Below are 17104 nucleotides of genomic sequence, written 5' to 3' on the forward strand. Positions count from 1 at the left end.
ATGGCCGAGGACGCGGAAGACGACAGCACCGCCGAAAAGACGGAGCCCCCCACCCAGAGGCGGCTCGACCAGGCGGCGGCGGAGGGCAATGTCGCCCTCTCGCGCGAGGCGGTGGGCTTCGCCACCCTGCTCGCCACCACGCTGCTCGCCCTCATCCTGCTGCCCGGCCAGATGGCGGAGGTGACGGCGGCGATGCGCGGCACGCTCGGCCGGGCGCATGAGCTGGGCCTGGGGCCGGTGGCGCGGGAATGGCTCGGCCTCTTCCTCCAGCTCGCCTGGCCGGTCGCGGCGGCGGCCGTGGCCGGCGCCGCGCTCGCCACGCTCGCGCAGACGCGCGGCGCCATCTCGGCCAGCGCGGTGACGCCGAGCCTGGCCAAGATCTCGCCCATCGCGGGGTTCACCCGCATCCTGGGCCCCGAGGGGCTGCTGGAATTCGCCCGCACGCTCATCAAGATCATCATCGTCGCGGCGGCCATCTGGTATGTGGCGGCGGACCTGCCGGCGCTGGCCGCGCTGCTGGATGCGCCGCCGGCCGAGATGTTCGGTGCGGCGGGCCGGGGCGTGCTGCGCCTGCTGGGCGCGACGCTCGCCGCCTTCGCGCTGCTCGTCATCCTCGACCTCGTCCTGGTGCGCTTCCGCCACCGCGAGCGCCTGCGCATGTCCCGCCAGGAGCTGAAGGAGGAAATGAAGGAGAGCGAGGGCGACCCGATCGTGAAGTTCCGGCAGCGCCAGCTGCGTGAGGCGGCGGGGCGGCAGCGGATGATGGCGGCGGTGCCGCGCGCCACCGTCGTCATCACCAACCCCACGCATTATGCCGTAGCCTTGGCCTATGAGCCCGGGCAGGCTGCGGCGCCGCGCGTGGTGGCGAAGGGGGTGGATGAGATGGCAGCCCGAATCCGCGAGGTGGCGCGCAAGGCCGGCGTGCCCGTCATGGCCGACCCGCCGCTCGCCCGGGCACTCTACCGCGTCGAGCTGGAGGAGGAGATCCCGGCCGAGCATTGGGACGCGGCGGCGCGCATCATCGCCTATGTCATGCGCCTCAGGGGTGCGCCGTGACGCGGCCGCCGCCCACGGCCGAGGCGCTGGTCACCGCCCTGCCGCAACCCGCCGCCCTGCTCGACCTCGCGGGGCGGGTGGTGCTGGCCAATGCGACGATGCGCAGCGCGCTGGGTGGCGCGGTGCTGATCCGCCCGGGCGAGGTGGCGGCGCGCCTCTTCCCCGCGGCCGAGGGCGCGATCCGCGCGGCGCTGGCCGGGCAGTCCCCGGCGCCGGTCGAGGTCGCGGCGGTCGGCCTGCTGCGGCTGGTCCCGCTCGGTGCCGGCAGCGGTGCGCTGCTCCTGCTGGAGGGGATGGCGCCGGGCCTGGGCGCGCGGCTCGAGATCCTGGGCCGGCTCGCGGGCGGCATCGCGCATGACTTCAACAACCTGCTCTCCGTCATCCTGGGCGCGGCCGGCTCGCTGCGGCATGTGGCGCCCGTGGCGGCCGCCGCGACCGAGCTGGAGGCGATCGAGGCGGCGGCGGAGCGCGGATCGGCGCTGGTCCGGCAGTTGCTGGCCTTCGCGCGGCAGCAGGTGATGGCGCCCCGCGTGCTCGACCTCAATGATTCCATCCGCGCGCTGGCGGTCATGCTGCCGCGCCTGCTGGGGGCGCGGATCGAGCTGGTGCTCGACCTGGAGGAGCCCTCGCGCCGCATCCGCGTGGACCCCTCGCAATGGGACCAGGTGCTGCTGAACCTGATGGTGAATGCGCGCGACGCGATGAAGGGGGAGGGCCGGCTGCGAATCGCGACGGGGCGGCGGCTGGTGCTGGACAGCCTGGCCCTGCCCGCCGGGCGCTACGCCATGGTGGAAGTGACCGACAACGGCCCCGGCATCGCGCCCGAGCTGCTGCCCCACATCTTCGAGCCCTTCTTCACCACCAAGCTGGCGCAGGGCGGCACTGGCCTCGGCCTCGCCACCGTGCAGGGCATCATCGGCCAGCTCGGCGGGCAGCTCGAGGTGGAGAGCCAGCCGGGGCAGGGCACCACCTTCCGCATCCTGCTGCCGCGCCATGAGGGTCCGGCCGATGCGCCGCCGCCCCCGCCGCGCCCCATCCCCGTCGCGGTGCCGGTGGGCCCGGTGCTGCTGGTGGATGACGAGCCCTCGCTGCTGCGCGTGGCCGCGCTCTGCCTCCAGCAGGCGGGGTTCGAGGTGGTGCAGGCGCTGGATGGCGAGGAGGCGCTGGAGCAGCTGGAAGCGGGGCTGAAGCCCTGCCTGATCGCGACCGATGTCGCGATGCCCGGCATGGATGGCCTGACGCTGGCGCGAACGGCGCGGCGCCTTCTGCCCGACGTGCCGGTGCTGCTGCTCTCGGGCTATTCCGCGGCCGTGGTGGATTCCGACCTGGCGCAGGAGGGGTTCCGCTTCCTCGCCAAGCCTTATACGCCCGACACGCTGAAATTGGCGGTGGCGGGGGCCTTCCTCCCCCTTGCAACCCGGCGCGATATGGAACATTAATAGAACACGAGCCCGGGCCGCCGTCTGGATTCAGATTTTAAGAATTCGATGGGCGGCCTGGGCTTTGCGTGTAATCTGGCCCGGCACGGCTGCCATGGGTTGTAGGGGATCTCCAGGATGGAAAAAGGGAAGGCGCTCGACGCCGCGCTGAGCCAGATCGAACGTGCGTTCGGCAAGGGCTCCATCATGCGCATGGGCAGCAAGAGCGCGATGGAGGGGATCGAGGTGATTTCCTCGGGCTCGCTCGGGCTCGACCTGGCGCTGGGCATTGGCGGCTTCCCCAAGGGCCGCATCATCGAGATCTACGGCCCCGAATCCTCGGGCAAGACGACGCTCGCGCTGCATGCCATCGCCGAGGCCCAGAAGAAGGGCGGCACCTGCGCCTTCATCGACGCCGAGCACGCGCTGGACCCGAGCTATGCCCGCAAGCTCGGCGTGGATGTCGAGAACCTGCTGATCAGCCAGCCCGATGGCGGCGAGCAGGCGCTCGAGATCGCCGACACGCTGGTGCGCTCCGGCGCGATCGACGTGCTGGTGGTGGACAGCGTGGCGGCCCTGGTGCCGAAGGCCGAGCTGGAGGGCGAGATGGGCGACACCCATGTCGGCCTGCATGCGCGCCTCATGTCCCAGGCGCTGCGCAAGCTGACCGGCACGGTCAGCCGCTCCAACACGCTGCTGATCTTCCTGAACCAGATCCGCCTCAAGATCGGCGTGATGTTCGGCAACCCCGAGACCACCACGGGCGGCAACGCACTCAAGTTCTACGCCTCCTGCCGGCTTGAGATCCGCCGCATCGGCGCGATCAAGGAGCGCGAGGAGACGACGGGCAACCAGACCCGCGTGAAGGTGGTGAAGAACAAGATGGCGCCGCCCTTCCGGCAGGTCGAGTTCGACATCATGTACGGCGAGGGCATCAGCAAGGTGGGCGAGCTGATCGACCTCGGCGTGAAGGCCGGCGTCGTCGAGAAATCGGGCGCCTGGTTCAGCTGCGATGGCCAGCGCATCGGCCAGGGCCGCGAGAACGCGAAGCAGTATCTGCGCGACAACCCGGCCATGGCCGAGAGCATCGAGAAGCGCATCCGCGGCCAGGCGACCACCGTCGCCAGCGCCATGATGGTGGCGCCCGACAGCGACGGCCCGGCCGAGGACGAGTAGCCAAGCGCCGCGCGCGCGGCCAAGCTGCGCGCTCCATTGGTCGGAGCGCGCCGCATGACATCCCCCTTCGTTCCAGGTTCTTCCGTGCGGATCGAGGGGCGCGCGGGCGGGCCGCTCGCGGGCCTGACCTTCGCCGCGAAGGATCTGTTCGACGTGGCGGGCACGCCGACCGGCGGCGGCAATCCGGACTGGGCCCGGCAGAATCCGGTGCCCACCCGCCATGCCTGGGCGGTGCAGACCCTGCTGGATGCGGGCGCCACCCTGATCGGCAAGACGATCACCGATGAGGTCTCGCTCGGCATCCTGGGCGAGAACGCCTTCGAGGGAACGCCGCTCAACCCCGCCGCCCCGGGCCATGTGCCGGGCGGTTCCTCCTCCGGTTCGGCCAGCGCGGTGGCGCAGGGCATCTGCGACACGGCGCTCGGCACGGATACCGGCGGCTCGGTCCGCGTGCCGGCGAGCTTCTGCGGCCTCTACGGCATCCGCCCCACGCATGGCCGGCTGGACCTGACGGGCATGCTGCCCCAGGCGCCCTCCTCCGACACCACGGGCTGGTTCGCGCGGGACGCCAAGACCTTCGCCCGCATCTCCGAGGTGCTGCTCGGCGAGGCGATTGCCGAGGCGCTGCCGACCCGCCTCGTCATCGCCAGCGACGCCTTCGGCTTCGCCGAGCCCGCGACCGCCGCGGCGCTGGAGCCCATGGTCCGCCGCCTCAAGGCGCTGATCCCCGACACCCGCTTCGACCTGATGGCCCCGCCCGGCCTCTCCGTCTGGGGCCGCGCGCAACGCGTGCTGCAGCCCGTCGAAGCCTGGGAGACCTTCCGCGAATGGGTGGAGCGCGACAATCCGCGCTTCGCCTTCTCTGTCGCCAAGGGGTTGGTGCTGGGCGCCATGTCGAGCGAGGCGGATCGCGGCTGGGCCGCGCTGATGCGGCAGGAGGTGCGCGGCCGCATGCGCTTCCTGCTGCCGCCAGGCACCGTGCTCGCGCTCCCCACCACGCCCTTCCCGGCGCCCAGGGCCGGGCTGCCGCTGGGCGAGCTGACGCCGCTGCGCGACCAGATCCTCTGCCTCTGCGCGCAGGGCGGGCTGGCCGGCCATCCGCAGATCAACCTCCCGGGCGCCACGGTGGAGGGGCGGCCCGTCGGGCTCTCGCTGATCGCCGCGCGCGGGGCCGACGCCCTTCTCATCCGCACCGCCCTTGCCCTGGAGAACGCCGCATGACCCCCAACATCCCCGAAGTGGTCGAGGAAATCCGCGAGAAATTCGAGCGCTACGAAGCGGCGCTCGTCTCGAAGGATGTGGATGTGCTGGACGACACCTTCTGGAATTCGCCGCACACGCGCCGCCTCGCCATCCATGAGAACGGCTATGGCTTCGATGAGATCCACGCCCATCGCGTGGCCCGCCCGCCGGGTCCGGGCATCAAGCTGGAGCGCCTGCGGCTCGACATCCTGACGCTGGGGCGCGACTTCGCCGTGGTGAACCTCATCTTCAAGATGCGCGGCCGCGGTGACCTGCCGGCACGCCAGACGCAGACCTGGGTGCGCTTCCCGGATCTGGGCTGGAAGGTGGTCTCGGCGCATGTCTCGGTGACGGAGGCGACGCCCGCCTATTGAGGCTGCGCCATCCGTGGCAACGCGGATGGCGGCAAGGTTTGATTCACGCGCCTGCGGAATAAGTCCCGCATGGCGCATGCGCTCTCCCTCCTGCTGGTCTCGACCCTGGCGCTGACCGCCGGGGCCCTCTGGCCGCGCGCGGGCCAGGCCGTGCTCCTGGCCCTGCCGCCTGGCGCCCCGGCCGAGGCGGCCTTCGCCGCGGCGGATTGGCGCATCCGTGCCATCTCCCAGCGCGGCCCCTTCACCCTGATCCTCGCCATGCCGGAAAGCCCGGATGCCGATCCCGCGCGGCTGCGCCGGGTCTCGGGCGCCGCCTTCGCCTGGCTGGCCGTGCCCCCCGATGATTGCCGCCAACCCTGAAGGAACCAGCATGGACCTGACCGATCTCCGCACCCGAACCGGGCGCATGCTCCTGCTGCTGCTGGCGGTGATGGTGCCTCTCACGCCCCTGCTCGGCTGGCTGGAGGGGCAGGGGGGCCAGGCCCTGCTGCTTGGCACCGGCATCGCCCTCGCCGCCCTGGTCGTGGCGCTGATGGCGGCGCGCGGGGGGGTGGCCTCACCGGCGGTGGGGCAGGCCATCGCGGTCGGGATCATGGCCGTGGTCTCGGTGCATGTGGCGCTGGCCCCCGCCGGCTGGCGGCTGGATGTGCACATGGCCTATTTCGCGGCGCTCGCCCTGCTGGCCGGGTTCTGCGACCCGCGCCCCATCCTGCTCGGCACGCTCACCGTGGCGCTGCACCATGTGGCGCTGAACTTCGCCGCCCCCGCCCTGGTCTTCGGCACGCCGGACGGCGATCTGGGCCGCGTCGTGCTGCATGCGGTGATCCTCCTGGTCGAGGCGGCCGGCCTGCTGGTGCTGGTGGCCGGCATGCGGCGCGCGGCGGAGGCGGCCCGGGCCGCCATCGTCCAGGCCGAGCATTCGCGCCAGGCCGAGTTGGCGGCGGTGGAACGCCGCCAGGCGCTGGAGGCTGCCGCCGCGCGGGAAGCGCGCGAGGCCCGCGCCGCGACGGCCGAGCGCATCGAGCGCTCGCTGGGCGGCGTCGCCCAGGGGGTGGAGGCCGCCTCGGGCACGCTGGATGACAGCGCCAAGCGGATCGCAGCCGAGGCGGAGGGCGCGGCACGGGAGGCCGCCATCGCACAGGGTGCGGTGGAGGAGGCTTCCTCCGGCGTGCAGACCGTCGCCGCCGCCTCCGAGCAGCTGGCCGCCGCCGTGGCCGAGATCACCCGCCAGGTCGCCCAGGCGAGCCAGGTGGCCGGCCGGGCGAGCGCCCAGGTCGAAGGCACGGATGCCCTGGTTCGCAGCCTCTCCGACGGGGCGCAGCGGATCGGCGATGTGGTGCGGCTGATCAGCGACATCGCGGGCCAGACCAATCTGCTGGCATTGAACGCCACGATCGAGGCGGCGCGGGCGGGGGATGCCGGCAAGGGCTTCGCCGTGGTGGCGAGCGAGGTGAAGAACCTGGCGGGGCAGACGGCCAAGGCGACGGAGGAGATCGGCCATCAGGTCGGCGCCATCCAGGCGGCGACGGCCGAGGCCGTGACCGCCATGCAATCCATCGCAGGCGTGGTGGGCGAGGTGAACGAGGTGGCCGCCATCATCGCCGCGGCCGTGGCCGAGCAGGGGAATGCCACGCGGGAAATCGCCGGCGCCAGCGCCGAAGTGGCGCGCGGCACGGGCAATGCCTCGGCCGCCGTCACGAGGGCGGTGGAGCGCATCGGCACGACGGCGGAGGCCGTGACCGGGCTGGAGCGCATGGCCGAGGGGCTGCGGGGCGAGGCCGCCAGCCTGCGCGCGGCGGTGGGGGAGACGGCACAGGGGCTGCGCGCCGCCTGACCGCCGCCTATTGAGAGGGGAGGCGGGGCGCGGTAATCCACCCGCTACACTCCTTGTCAGGCGTCCTTCATGAGCAGCAGCAACGACATCCGCGCGACCTTCCTCGGCTATTTCGCGCGCAACGGCCATCGCGTGGTGGAGAGCAGCCCGCTCGTCCCGCGCAATGATCCGACGCTCATGTTCGCCAATTCCGGCATGGTGCAGTTCAAGAACGTCTTCACCGGGCAGGAGAAGCGCGACTATGTGACGGCCACCACGGCGCAGAAATGCGTCCGTGCCGGCGGCAAGCACAACGACCTCGACAATGTCGGCTACACGGCGCGCCACCACACATTCTTCGAGATGCTGGGGAATTTCTCCTTCGGTGACTACTTCAAGGAACAGGCGATCGAGCACGCCTGGAACCTGATCACCAAGGATTTCGCGCTGCCGAAGGAGCGGCTGCTGGTCACCGTCTATTCCGAGGATGAGCAGGCGGCGGGCTATTGGAAGAAGATCGCGGGCCTGCCTGACAGCCGCATCATCCGCATCGCGACGGACGATAATTTCTGGCGCATGGGCGACACGGGCCCCTGCGGCCCCTGCTCGGAAATCTTCTTCGACCATGGCGACAAGATCCCGGGCGGCCCGCCCGGCAGCGCCGACCAGGATGGCGACCGCTTCATCGAGATCTGGAACCTGGTCTTCATGCAGTTCCTGGAGGAGCCCAAGGGCACCCGGAACCCGCTGCCGCGCCCCTCGATCGACACGGGCATGGGCCTGGAGCGCTTCGCCGCCATCCTCCAGGGCAAGCACGACAACTACGACACCGACACCTTCCGCGCGATCATCCTCGAATCCGCGCAGCTGACGGGGCAGGAGCCGGATGGCCTCTTCCGCGCCTCGCACCGCGTGGTGGCCGATCACCTCCGCGCCGGCGCCTTCCTGATCGCCGATGGCGTGCTGCCCTCCAATGAGGGTCGCGGCTATGTGCTGCGCCGCATCCTCCGCCGCGCCATGCGCCACGCCCACATGATGGGTGCGGCCGAGCCGCTGCTGCATCGCCTCTTCCCCGCGCTGGAGCGGCAGATGGCGGCCGCCTATCCGGAGCTGTCGCGCGCCGCCTCGCTGATCACCGAGACCTTCAAGCTCGAGGAGACGCGCTTCCGCACCCTGCTGGATCGCGGCCTCGGCCTGCTCGAGGCCGAGAAGGCCAAGCTTGGCGAGAAGGAAGCGCTCCCCGGTGACGTGGCCTTCCGCCTCTACGACACCTACGGCTTCCCGCTCGACCTCACGCAGGACGCGCTGCGCGCCGAGGGCCGCGCCGTGGACGTGGCCGGCTTCGACGCCGCCATGGCCGAGCAGAAGAAGCGCGCCCGCGCCGCCTGGGCGGGCTCGGGCGAGGCCGCGACCGAGACGCTCTGGTTCGACCTGAAGGAGAAGCTCGGCGCCACCGAGTTCCTCGGCTACTCGACCGAGACGGCCGAGGGCAGCATCGCCGCCATCGTGGCGGACGGCGCCTCGGTGAACAGCGTGACGCAGGGCCGCGAGGTCTCGATCATCCTGAACCAGACGCCCTTCTATGGCGAAAGCGGCGGCCAGCAGGGCGATGCCGGCGTGATCCGCGCGGGCGACGCCGTGATCCGCATCCGCGACACGCAGAAGAAGCTGGGTGACCTCTTTGTCCATCTCGGCAAGGTCGAGAGCGGCGATGTGAGCGTGGGCCAGGCGGTGATCGCCGAGGTGGACCACACGCGCCGCGGCGCGATCCGCGCCCACCATTCGGCGACCCACCTGCTGCATGAGGCGCTGCGCCGCCGGCTCGGCACCCATGTGTCGCAGAAGGGCTCGCTGGTGGCGCCGGAGCGCCTGCGCTTCGACGTGAGCCAGCCCACCCCCATCGCCGCCGAGGACCTGGCCTGGGTCGAGGCCGAGGTGAATGCCCGCATCCGCGAGAATGCCGAGGTGACGACGCGCCTGATGACGCCGGACGCCGCCGTGGCGGAAGGTGCGATGGCCCTCTTCGGCGAGAAATATGGCGAGGAGGTCCGCGTCGTCGCCATGGGGCATGACCCCGAGGCGGTGGACCGCAAGGGCCACTACTCCATCGAGCTCTGCGGCGGCACGCATGTGAAGCGCACCGGCGATATCGGCATGTTCCGCCTCGTCTCCGAGGGCGCCGTCGCCGCCGGCGTGCGCCGCATCGAAGCCGTCACGGGCGCTGCCGCCTATGCCGCGATGGAGGCGGAGGCCCGCCTGCTGCGCGAGGCCGCCGCCGTGCTGAAGGTGAGCCCGGCCGACCTGCCGGCCCGTGTGGCCGCGCTGGTCGAGGATCGCCGCCAGCTGGAGCGCGACCTCACCGAGACGCGCAAGAAGATGGCGACGGCCGGCGTCGAGGTGGAAACGGTGGCCGGGCTGCGCCTCGCCCTGCGGGACCTGGGCGACATGCCGGGCAAGGAGCTGAAGGGCCTGGCCGAGGCCATCCTGAAGGGCGGCGCGGCCGATGTCGTGGCGCTGGTCTCCAGCGCCGAGGGCAAGGCCAGCATCGTGGTCGGCGTGGGCGAGGTGGCCAAGGGCCGCGCCGATGCCGTGGCGCTGGTGCGCGCCGCCTCCGCCGCCGTGGGCGGCAAGGGCGGCGGCGGCCGGCCGGACATGGCCCAGGCCGGCGGCCCGGATGGCGACAAGACGGAAGAGGCGCTGGCCGCCGTCAGGATCGCCCTGGCGACGGCGTGAGCCGGGCGGCGGGGCTCAGCCCCGCCCCTCCCACGGCATGAGCGAGGCCTTCACCGTCAGGAAGGGCACGTTCGCCTCGGGCGTCACGCTGTCCATGAAGAGCACGGCGTTCGCCACGTTCTGCACGTCCATCGTGGCCTCCACCATCATCTCGCCATTGGGCTGCTTCACGCCCTTCTGCATGCGCGCCGTCATGTTCGTCGCCGCATTGCCGATGTCGATCTGACCGGCCGAGATGTTGTATTTCCGCCCATCCAGGATGAGCGACTTGGTGAGGCCCGTGATGGCGTGCTTCGTCGCCGTATAGGCCACGCTGTCCGGCCGCGGCGTATGCGCGCTGATCGAGCCGTTGTTGATGATGCGCCCGCCCTGCGGCGTCTGCTCCTTCATCATGCGGAAGGCCTGCTGCGCGCAGAGGAAGCTGCCGGTGAGGTTGACGTTCACCACCTCCAGCCACTTCTCGACGGGAAGGTCCTCCAGCAGGTAGCCCTGCACGCCCATGCCGGCATTGTTGAACAGCAGGTCGCAGCGGCCCCACTTGGCCTTCAGCGCGGCGAACAGCGCGTTCACGCCATCGGGCGAGGCCACGTCGGTCGCCATCGGCAGGGCATTGACGCTGTTGGCGCCTGCCATCTGCGCCGTCTCATCCAGCGCATCCTGGCGGCGGGCGGCCAGCGCCACGCGGTATCCCGCCTTCAACAAACCAAGCGCCACGGCGCGCCCGATTCCCGTGCTCGCCCCCGTCACCACCGCAACCTTGCTCATCGCGTCTCTCCCGCATGCTGTGGCACCAGATTGCGCCGGCCGCGCGATGCCCGCAATCTCACCCCATGGACCTGACCTTCACCTGCGCCCCCGCCCATGCCGTGACCAACCCGCCCCGGCAGCGCGCGCCCGAGGGCAGCTGCGACAGCCATTTCCACATCTTCGGCCCCTATGACCGCTTCCCGATGAGCGCGACCCGGCCCTATACGCCGCCGCCCGCACTGATCGGCCATTACCTCGACATGGCGAGGACGCTCGGCCTCACGCGGCGCGTCGTCGTGCAGGCCAGCGTCTATGGCACGGACAATGCGGTCACGATGGATGCGGTCGCGCAGTTCGGGCAGGACAAGGCGCGCGCCATCGTGGTGGTGGATGAGCACGCGAGCGGCGCCGAGTTGCGGCGCCTGGCCGATGCGGGCGCCGTCGGCGTGCGCTTCAACGCGGTCAGCGGCAATGGCACGCCGGTCGAGCAGCTCGAATCCCTGGCGCGCCGCGTGGCCGATCTCGGCTGGCATATCCAGCTCTACATGAAGGGCGATGTGCTGGCGGCGCTGGCGCCCCGCCTCGCGGCCCTGCCGGTGCCGCTGGTGCTGGACCACATGGCCGGCGTGGATGCGGCACAGGGCCCCGATGGCGCGCATCTCGCCGCCGCACTCCGCCTGATGGAGGACGGCCGCGTGCACGTAAAGCTCTGCGGCTACCGCGCGAGCCGGCCACCCTATGCCGACCTCGCGCCCATCGCGCGCCGCTTCGTGGCCGCCGCGCCCGAGCGCTGCGTCTGGGGCACCGACTGGCCGCATACGCAATTCGCCACGCCCGCGCAGATGCTGGATGACGGCCTGCTGCTCGACTGGCTCTTCGACTGGGTGCCGGAGGAGGCCGCGCGCCACCGCATCCTGGTGGAGAACCCGGCGGCGCTCTACGGCTTCGGCCAACAGCCGCGCTGACGCTTTCCTGGCGGCCGGCTGCAACCGGGCCGCGCATTGGGGCGTTCCCACGGGGTATTCGGACAACCCCTCCTGGAGGACCCCCACATGCCCCAACGCCGCCTGTTCCTGCTTGGCGCCACCGCCGCCCTGCTGCCCGCCACGCTCTTCGCCCAACCGCGCGCCCAGGGCGTCGTGCCCGGCCTCGTCCAGCCCACCAATGTGGTGGATGCGCTGGCGGCCGCCGGCAACTACGACAACTTCATCGAGATGATCTCGCGCGCGGGCCTGGTCGAGACGCTGCGTGGCGCGGGGCCCTACACCGTGCTCGCGCCCAACAACGCGGCGATGGCGCGCATGCCCAATTCGCTGCGCGAGATGCTGGACCCCAGCACCGGTGGCTCCGGCGCGCAGCGCCAGGACCCCGACCGCGTGCGCCTGCTCGCCTTCGGCAACATGCACATCATCGAGGGGCGCTACCCCATGGAGATGATGCTGGGCCGCACCACGCAGGTGCGGACGCGCAACGGCAACCAGGTCGAGTTCAACGGCGGCCAGGGCAATCTCGTCCAGGCGCGGATCGTGGGCGACAGCGGCTTCGGCGTGGGCGGCATCAACATCCCCCTCTCGCCGATCACGCTGGGCTCGCGGGAGATCATCTGCAGCAACGGCATCGTGCTGCCGATCAGCGAGCCGCTGATCCAGTAGCCGCGGCGAAGGGCTGGCGCAGCGCCTCGAAGGCGGCGCTGTGCAGCCTCTCCCGCCCGAGCAGGAAGACGCGCAGGGCGCCGCGCGCCACCGCCGACATCGCGGGGTCCAGCACGTCGAGCCCGCCCGTGAAGGCGCCGAAGGCGGGCAGCACCAGGCGCTGGCCGCTCGCCAGGAAGCAGGGGCGCGTGACGCCCCCGGCCCGGGTCGGCAGGGTCGCCTTGGGGTGGTAATGGCCGCTCAGTTCCGCCTCATGGCGGGGCAGGGGGGTCGCGCCGCCGATATGGCGGAAATGCAGCCGCCCTTCCTTCCAGTCAGGCACGCATTGCCCGGGCAGCCCGGGCTGCGGCGAGGGGTCGTGGTTGCCCGCGATCCAAAGCACCTCGCACTGCGAGAGCAGGCGCTGGAGCGCGGCGAGATCCGCCGGCGCCATGCGCGCCAGCGCGCCATCATCATGCAGCGCATCGCCCAGCACGATGACGCGCCGCGGCGCGTGGCGGCGCAGGGCGAAGGCCAGGCGCGTCAGCGTCTCCCGCGTGTCGTAGGGCGGCACGGGGTGGCCGCGCATGGCCTGGGCGCTGCCCTTCTCGAAATGCAGGTCGGCGACGATGAGCGTGCGCGTGGCCGGCCAGAGGGCGACGCCGCTCGGGCAGAGCATCAGGCGCTCGCCCGCCAGGTGCAGGGGGGCGGCGATCATCGGGTGATCCGGCGGGGCATCGGTCCAGTCTCTTAGAGCATGATGCGCCGGGGCGGAATCGCCGCAGCGCCGAATCATCGGCGCGATGACGGCCGGATCATGCTGAGTGGTCCGCGGCCATCCGCAGCCATCCCCATGGGGGCAAGTTGCGGCTTGCGCGCCCGGCTGCTTCGCCATCACCATGATCTGTCAGGTATTGGAGCGGATCGGCGCGTGTTGCATCGGCTGTGGTTGGTTGCGTTCGGTCTCTGTCTTGCCTGGGGGCCGGCCCGGGCCCAGGCGCCGCTGGCCATCGGCTGGTATTCCACGGCGCCCTTCCAGAGCGAGGGCCCGGCCGGCCTGACCGGGCTCGACATCGAGATGGTGCGCGCCATCGCCGCCCGTGCCGGCCATGGGCTCGCCTTCACGCGTGTCGCCTATCCGGACCTGATGCAGGACGTGCCCGCCGGCCGGCGCGACCTCGCGTCCGGCATCGCCTGGACGGCGGAGCGCGCGGCGGCGGGGCGGATGAGCCGTGCCTATCGCCAGGATGTGAACGTCCTGATCCAGCGACGCGGCGGCGCGGGGCAGCCCAGCGCCGCGGATGCGGCGGGGCTGCTGGCGCAGCTGCGGGATTCGGAGTTCCGGATCGGCGTGATCGAGGGCTTCTCCTACGGCGACCCGGCGCTGGACGCCTGGCTGGCCGATCCCGCCCGCGGGCCGCGGGTCAGGCGCAGCGCCAGCGATGCCGCCAATCTGCGCCTGCTGCTGGCGGGCGAGATCGACGGCTTCCTGGCCGAGCGCCTCTCCGCCGCCGCGCTGGTGGCCGCCAGCGCCAACCCGCGTGCGGTGGAGGAGAATGGCAGCCTTCGCATCCGCATCCCGCTGCACCTGATGTTCAGCCCCCGCGTGCCGGAAGCGACCGTCGCGGCCTTCGACGCCGCCATCGCGGCGCTGCGCGCCGATGGCACGCTGGACAGGATCGCCGTCCGGTTCCGTGCGCCCGTGCTGCTGGGCCTGACCCTCAACTCCCGCTGGTTCTTCGTGCTGGAGGTGATCGGCACCGTCGCCGCCGCGCTGGCCGGCTACCTGGCGGCGCGGTCGGGGCGCTACAGCCTGTTTGGTGGACTGGTGCTGGCATTGACGGCGGCGGTGGGTGGCGGCGTGCTGCGCGACCTGCTGGTGGCCCGCCACCCGATCGGCGTGATGAGCAGCCCGATCTACCTGCAACTCGTGCTGGGCACGGTGCTGCTGGCCTATCTGGTGGGCCGGCTGAATGCGGCCCTGCCGCGCCTGCCCACCGGCCCAACGGGCGGCGCCTGGCGCGAGCGCCTGTTCGACCTGGCCGATGCGATCGGCCTCGGCGCCTTCACCGTGGTGGGTGTGGCCGTCGCCGTCGGCACGGCGGGCCCGCTCTGGCTCTGGGGCCCGCTGCTGGGCGCCATCACCGGGGCGGGGGGCGGCATCATCCGCGACATCATCCGCGGCGGCGGCGATGTGCCCAACCTCAAGACCGGCTTCTATGGCGAGGTCGCCGTCATCTGGAGCGTCATCCTCTCGTTCTGGCTTGAATGGCGCAGCGCCGTGATCGAGCGCGAGGAGGTGCTGCTGGCCGTGGTGGTGACGGTGGTGGGCGGTGTGCTGACGCGCATGGCGCTGCTCCGCATGCGGGCACCGGGACTGCCCTGAAGACGGGCCTGCCCTAGCGGCGGCGCCGCTCGCGCGGGCGGCGCGCGCCGCGGGCAGGCCTGGGTTCGGGGGGAGCCTCGCCCGGGCCGAAGAGTGGCTCATCGAAGGTCTCGAGCCCGCCCGTCGCCTCGGCGACCAGCGCCGCGGCCTCGGCCAGCAGGGCCTCCTCCGCATCGCCCGCCACCCATTCGCGGCCGATCTCCAGCATGGCGGGCACGGCGAGCGGCGAGACCTGGTCCAGCCGGCGGTGGCGGATGCGACCCTTGGCGCGGGCCAGCATGGTCCCGATGCGCCGCACATCGGTCAGGCCGTGCGCCGCCTCCGCACGGGTGGCGCGCAGCAGGATGTGGTCGGGCTCGTGCTTCCTCAGCACGTCGTAGATGAGGTCCGAACTCACGCTCATCTGCCGGCGGTTCTTCTCGGCGCCGGGGTGGTGCTTCTCCAGCAGGCCCGCGATGGTCGCGATGTTGCGGAAGGTGCGGCGGAGCATGGAGCTCTCCGCCATCCAATCCTCCAGATCCTCGCCCAGCAGGTCCTCGATGAAGAGTTCGGCGGGGTCGCCGGGTTCGAAGGCGGTCCAGCAGGCGAGGATATAGTCGGTGGCGACGAAGCCGAGCGGCCCCCAGCCCAGCCGCTCCATCCGCCGCGTCGCGAGCATGCCGAGCGTCTGGTGCGCGAGGCGACCCTCGAAGCAATAGGCGACCAGATACCAGCGCCCGCCGCGCGGGAAGGTTTCGACCAGCAGGCCGTCCGCACTGGGCAATTCGCTCTTGAGGCGCTGCATGCCGAGCCATTCGCGCACGCTCTCGGGCAGCATGGCCCAATGCGTGGGGTCGCTCAGGATGCCGCGCACGCGGTCGGCGAGATGGGTGGAGAGCGGCATGCGGGCACCGCCATAGGCCGGCACGCGCGGCTCCCGCGTGCCGCCGCGCGAGACCTCGGCGGTGACGCCGGAGATGCCCTCATATTGCAGAACCTGGCCGGCGAAGCGGAAGGTGTCGCCGGGGCTGAGGGTGGAGATGAACCACTCCTCCACCTCGCCCAGCACGGGGCCGCCGCGCAGCTTCACCTTCATCAGCGGCAGTTCGACGATGGTGCCGAGGTTGAGGCGCAATTGCCGCGCGACGGCGGTGCCGCGCACATGCACGAGGCCCTCGGAATCGCGGAAGAGGCGGCGCCAGCGCTCGTAATTCGCCAGCGCATAGCCGCCATCCTCGACGAAGCGCAGCACATCGTCGAAATCGCGGCGGCTGAGTTCCGCATAGGCGCCGGCGCGGGTCACTTCGGTATAGAGATCATCCGGCCGGAAGGGCGCGTGGCAGGCCATGGCAAGGATGTGCTGCGCCAGAACATCCAGCCCGCCCGGGCGCGGCGGCTCGCCATCCAGCTCGCCGGCGGCGATGCTCTCGAGGGCGGCGGCGCATTCGATCACCTCGAAGCGGTTGGCGGGCACCAGCAGCGCGGCACTCGCCTCGTCCATGCGGTGATTGGCGCGGCCCACGCGTTGCAGCAGGCGGGAGACGCCCTTGGGCGCGCCCACCTGGATCACCTGGTCCACATCGCCCCAGTCAATGCCGAGATCGAGCGACGAGGTGGCGACCACGCCGCGCAGCCTGCCCGCCGCCATGGCCGCTTCCACCTTGCGGCGCTGCTCGACCGTCAGGCTGCCGTGATGCACGGCGATGGGCAGCGAATCCTCGTTGATCTTCCAGAGGGCGGCGAAGATCAGCTCCGCCTGGGCGCGGGTGTTCACGAAGACGATGGTGACGCGGCTGGCCGCGATGCGCGCCAGGATCTCGGGCGCGGAATCGAGCCCCATATGGCCGCCCCAGGGCAGCCGCCCTTCGGGCAATTGCACGCCAAGCCGCGGCGCCGCGCCGCCCTGCGCGCGGATCAGCGCCACATCCTGCGCGCGTGCGCTGGGCGAAAGCCAGGCGCGCAGCGCCTCCGGGTGGTTCACCGTGGCCGAAAGGCCCACGCGCCGCGCGCCGGGCGCCAGCGTGGCGAGGCGCGACAGTCCGAGGCACAGCTGGTCGCCCCGCTTGGTGCCGGCCAGCGCATGCGCCTCATCCACCACGATGGCCGCAAGCCCGCCGAACATCTCCGCCGCATCGGGCAGCGAGAGCAGCAGCGTCAGGCTCTCGGGCGTCGTCAGCAGGATCTGCGGCGGCGTCTCGCGCTGGCGGGCGCGGCGATTGGCCGGCGTGTCGCCCGTGCGGGTCTCGACGCGGATGGGCAGGCCCATCTCGGCGATCGGCGCCTCCAGGTTGCGGGCGATGTCCACCGCCAGCGCTTTGAGCGGCGAGATGTAGAGCGTGTGCAGCCCCTCGCGCGGTGCCTCATGCAGCGCGATGAGGGAGGGCAGGAAGCCCGCCAGCGTCTTGCCGCCGCCGGTCGGCGCGATCAGCAGGGCGGATTGCCCGGCGCGCGCTGCGGCCAGCATGTCGAGCTGATGCGCCCGGGGCGCCCAGCCGCGCCCCTTGAACCAGCGGGCGAAAAGTTCTGGCATTGTTCTCACGGCACCCCAG

Annotated in this window: 14 protein-coding genes; 11 read left to right on the forward strand and 3 right to left on the reverse strand. The window is 71.7% G+C overall.

Annotated features, from left to right (window positions below; genetic code table 11):
• The 8 genes from R9Z33_RS10450 (at window position 1) to alaS (ending at window position 9812) form a co-directional block, all read left to right on the forward strand.
• Window positions 1-1056 carry an EscU/YscU/HrcU family type III secretion system export apparatus switch protein gene (locus tag R9Z33_RS10450; RefSeq protein WP_318651235.1) on the forward strand — a complete coding sequence of 352 codons (1056 nt, stop codon included), beginning with the start codon at window positions 1-3 and terminating at the stop codon, window positions 1054-1056.
• Window positions 1053-2495, forward strand: coding sequence for an ATP-binding protein (locus R9Z33_RS10455; RefSeq protein WP_318651236.1), 1443 nt, complete (start codon window positions 1053-1055; stop codon window positions 2493-2495). The genes R9Z33_RS10450 and R9Z33_RS10455 overlap by 4 nt, the downstream gene beginning before the upstream one ends.
• Window positions 2496-2612: 117 nt before the next feature.
• Entirely contained in the window at window positions 2613-3650 is a 1038-nt protein-coding gene (gene recA / locus R9Z33_RS10460) for a recombinase RecA (protein ID WP_318651237.1), read from the forward strand.
• Window positions 3651-3704: 54 nt separating this feature from the next.
• Window positions 3705-4871, forward strand: a complete 1167-nt coding sequence (locus R9Z33_RS10465; RefSeq protein WP_318651238.1) for an amidase — start codon at window positions 3705-3707, stop codon at window positions 4869-4871.
• Window positions 4868-5266, forward strand: coding sequence for an AtzH-like domain-containing protein (locus R9Z33_RS10470; RefSeq protein ID WP_318651239.1), 399 nt, complete (start codon window positions 4868-4870; stop codon window positions 5264-5266). The genes R9Z33_RS10465 and R9Z33_RS10470 overlap by 4 nt, the downstream gene beginning before the upstream one ends.
• Window positions 5267-5335: 69 nt before the next feature.
• A complete protein-coding gene (locus R9Z33_RS10475; RefSeq protein WP_318651240.1) occupies window positions 5336-5626 on the forward strand; it encodes a hypothetical protein in 291 nt (96 codons plus the stop codon).
• A 10-nt stretch (window positions 5627-5636) separates the two neighbouring features.
• Window positions 5637-7100 (forward strand): methyl-accepting chemotaxis protein, encoded by a 1464-nt coding sequence (locus R9Z33_RS10480; protein WP_318651241.1) that lies wholly within the window; start codon window positions 5637-5639, stop codon window positions 7098-7100.
• 69 nt (window positions 7101-7169) lie between these two features.
• Window positions 7170-9812 (forward strand): alanine--tRNA ligase, encoded by a 2643-nt coding sequence (gene alaS, locus R9Z33_RS10485; RefSeq protein WP_318651242.1) that lies wholly within the window; start codon window positions 7170-7172, stop codon window positions 9810-9812.
• Window positions 9813-9827: 15 nt separating this feature from the next.
• Here the strand turns inward: alaS and R9Z33_RS10490 are convergent, their stop codons facing one another.
• Window positions 9828-10577, reverse strand: coding sequence for an SDR family oxidoreductase (locus R9Z33_RS10490; RefSeq protein WP_318651243.1), 750 nt, complete (start codon window positions 10575-10577; stop codon window positions 9828-9830).
• Between the two features lie 65 nt (window positions 10578-10642).
• Here R9Z33_RS10490 and R9Z33_RS10495 point away from each other — a divergent pair, with 65 nt between their 5' ends.
• On the forward strand, window positions 10643-11524 hold the full coding sequence (locus R9Z33_RS10495; protein ID WP_318651244.1) for an amidohydrolase family protein: 882 nt from the start codon (window positions 10643-10645) through the stop codon (window positions 11522-11524).
• Between the two features lie 87 nt (window positions 11525-11611).
• On the forward strand, window positions 11612-12211 hold the full coding sequence (locus R9Z33_RS10500; RefSeq protein ID WP_318651245.1) for a fasciclin domain-containing protein: 600 nt from the start codon (window positions 11612-11614) through the stop codon (window positions 12209-12211).
• On the opposite strand, the gene pdeM is transcribed toward R9Z33_RS10500, so the two are convergent.
• Window positions 12189-12908 (reverse strand): ligase-associated DNA damage response endonuclease PdeM, encoded by a 720-nt coding sequence (gene pdeM / locus R9Z33_RS10505; protein ID WP_318651246.1) that lies wholly within the window; start codon window positions 12906-12908, stop codon window positions 12189-12191. The two genes, R9Z33_RS10500 and pdeM, sit on opposite strands and share 23 nt — an antisense overlap.
• Before the next feature lie 231 nt (window positions 12909-13139).
• Here pdeM and R9Z33_RS10510 point away from each other — a divergent pair, with 231 nt between their 5' ends.
• Window positions 13140-14576, forward strand: coding sequence for a TRIC cation channel family protein (locus tag R9Z33_RS10510; protein WP_318651247.1), 1437 nt, complete (start codon window positions 13140-13142; stop codon window positions 14574-14576).
• 13 nt (window positions 14577-14589) lie between these two features.
• On the opposite strand, the gene R9Z33_RS10515 is transcribed toward R9Z33_RS10510, so the two are convergent.
• Window positions 14590-17085, reverse strand: coding sequence for a ligase-associated DNA damage response DEXH box helicase (locus R9Z33_RS10515; RefSeq protein ID WP_318651248.1), 2496 nt, complete (start codon window positions 17083-17085; stop codon window positions 14590-14592).
• Between the last annotated feature and the right edge of the window lie 19 nt (window positions 17086-17104).

The organism is Sediminicoccus rosea (assembly GCF_033547095.1).
Classification (GTDB): Bacteria; Pseudomonadota; Alphaproteobacteria; order Acetobacterales; family Acetobacteraceae; genus Roseococcus; species Roseococcus rosea.

What these genes read in the sequence shown, in the direction of transcription:
- R9Z33_RS10450 (WP_318651235.1), top strand. Translation starts at nt 1, where the DNA reads ATGGCCGAGGACGCGGAAGACGACAGCACCGCCGAAAAGACGGAGCCC.
- recA (WP_318651237.1), top strand. Translation starts at nt 2,613, where the DNA reads ATGGAAAAAGGGAAGGCGCTCGACGCCGCGCTGAGCCAGATCGAACGT.
- R9Z33_RS10465 (WP_318651238.1), top strand. Translation starts at nt 3,705, where the DNA reads ATGACATCCCCCTTCGTTCCAGGTTCTTCCGTGCGGATCGAGGGGCGC.
- R9Z33_RS10470 (WP_318651239.1), top strand. Translation starts at nt 4,868, where the DNA reads ATGACCCCCAACATCCCCGAAGTGGTCGAGGAAATCCGCGAGAAATTC.
- R9Z33_RS10475 (WP_318651240.1), top strand. Translation starts at nt 5,336, where the DNA reads ATGGCGCATGCGCTCTCCCTCCTGCTGGTCTCGACCCTGGCGCTGACC.
- R9Z33_RS10480 (WP_318651241.1), top strand. Translation starts at nt 5,637, where the DNA reads ATGGACCTGACCGATCTCCGCACCCGAACCGGGCGCATGCTCCTGCTG.
- alaS (WP_318651242.1), top strand. Translation starts at nt 7,170, where the DNA reads ATGAGCAGCAGCAACGACATCCGCGCGACCTTCCTCGGCTATTTCGCG.
- R9Z33_RS10490 (WP_318651243.1), bottom strand. Translation starts at nt 10,577, where the DNA reads ATGAGCAAGGTTGCGGTGGTGACGGGGGCGAGCACGGGAATCGGGCGC.
- R9Z33_RS10495 (WP_318651244.1), top strand. Translation starts at nt 10,643, where the DNA reads ATGGACCTGACCTTCACCTGCGCCCCCGCCCATGCCGTGACCAACCCG.
- R9Z33_RS10500 (WP_318651245.1), top strand. Translation starts at nt 11,612, where the DNA reads ATGCCCCAACGCCGCCTGTTCCTGCTTGGCGCCACCGCCGCCCTGCTG.
- pdeM (WP_318651246.1), bottom strand. Translation starts at nt 12,908, where the DNA reads ATGATCGCCGCCCCCCTGCACCTGGCGGGCGAGCGCCTGATGCTCTGC.
- R9Z33_RS10515 (WP_318651248.1), bottom strand. Translation starts at nt 17,085, where the DNA reads ATGCCAGAACTTTTCGCCCGCTGGTTCAAGGGGCGCGGCTGGGCGCCC.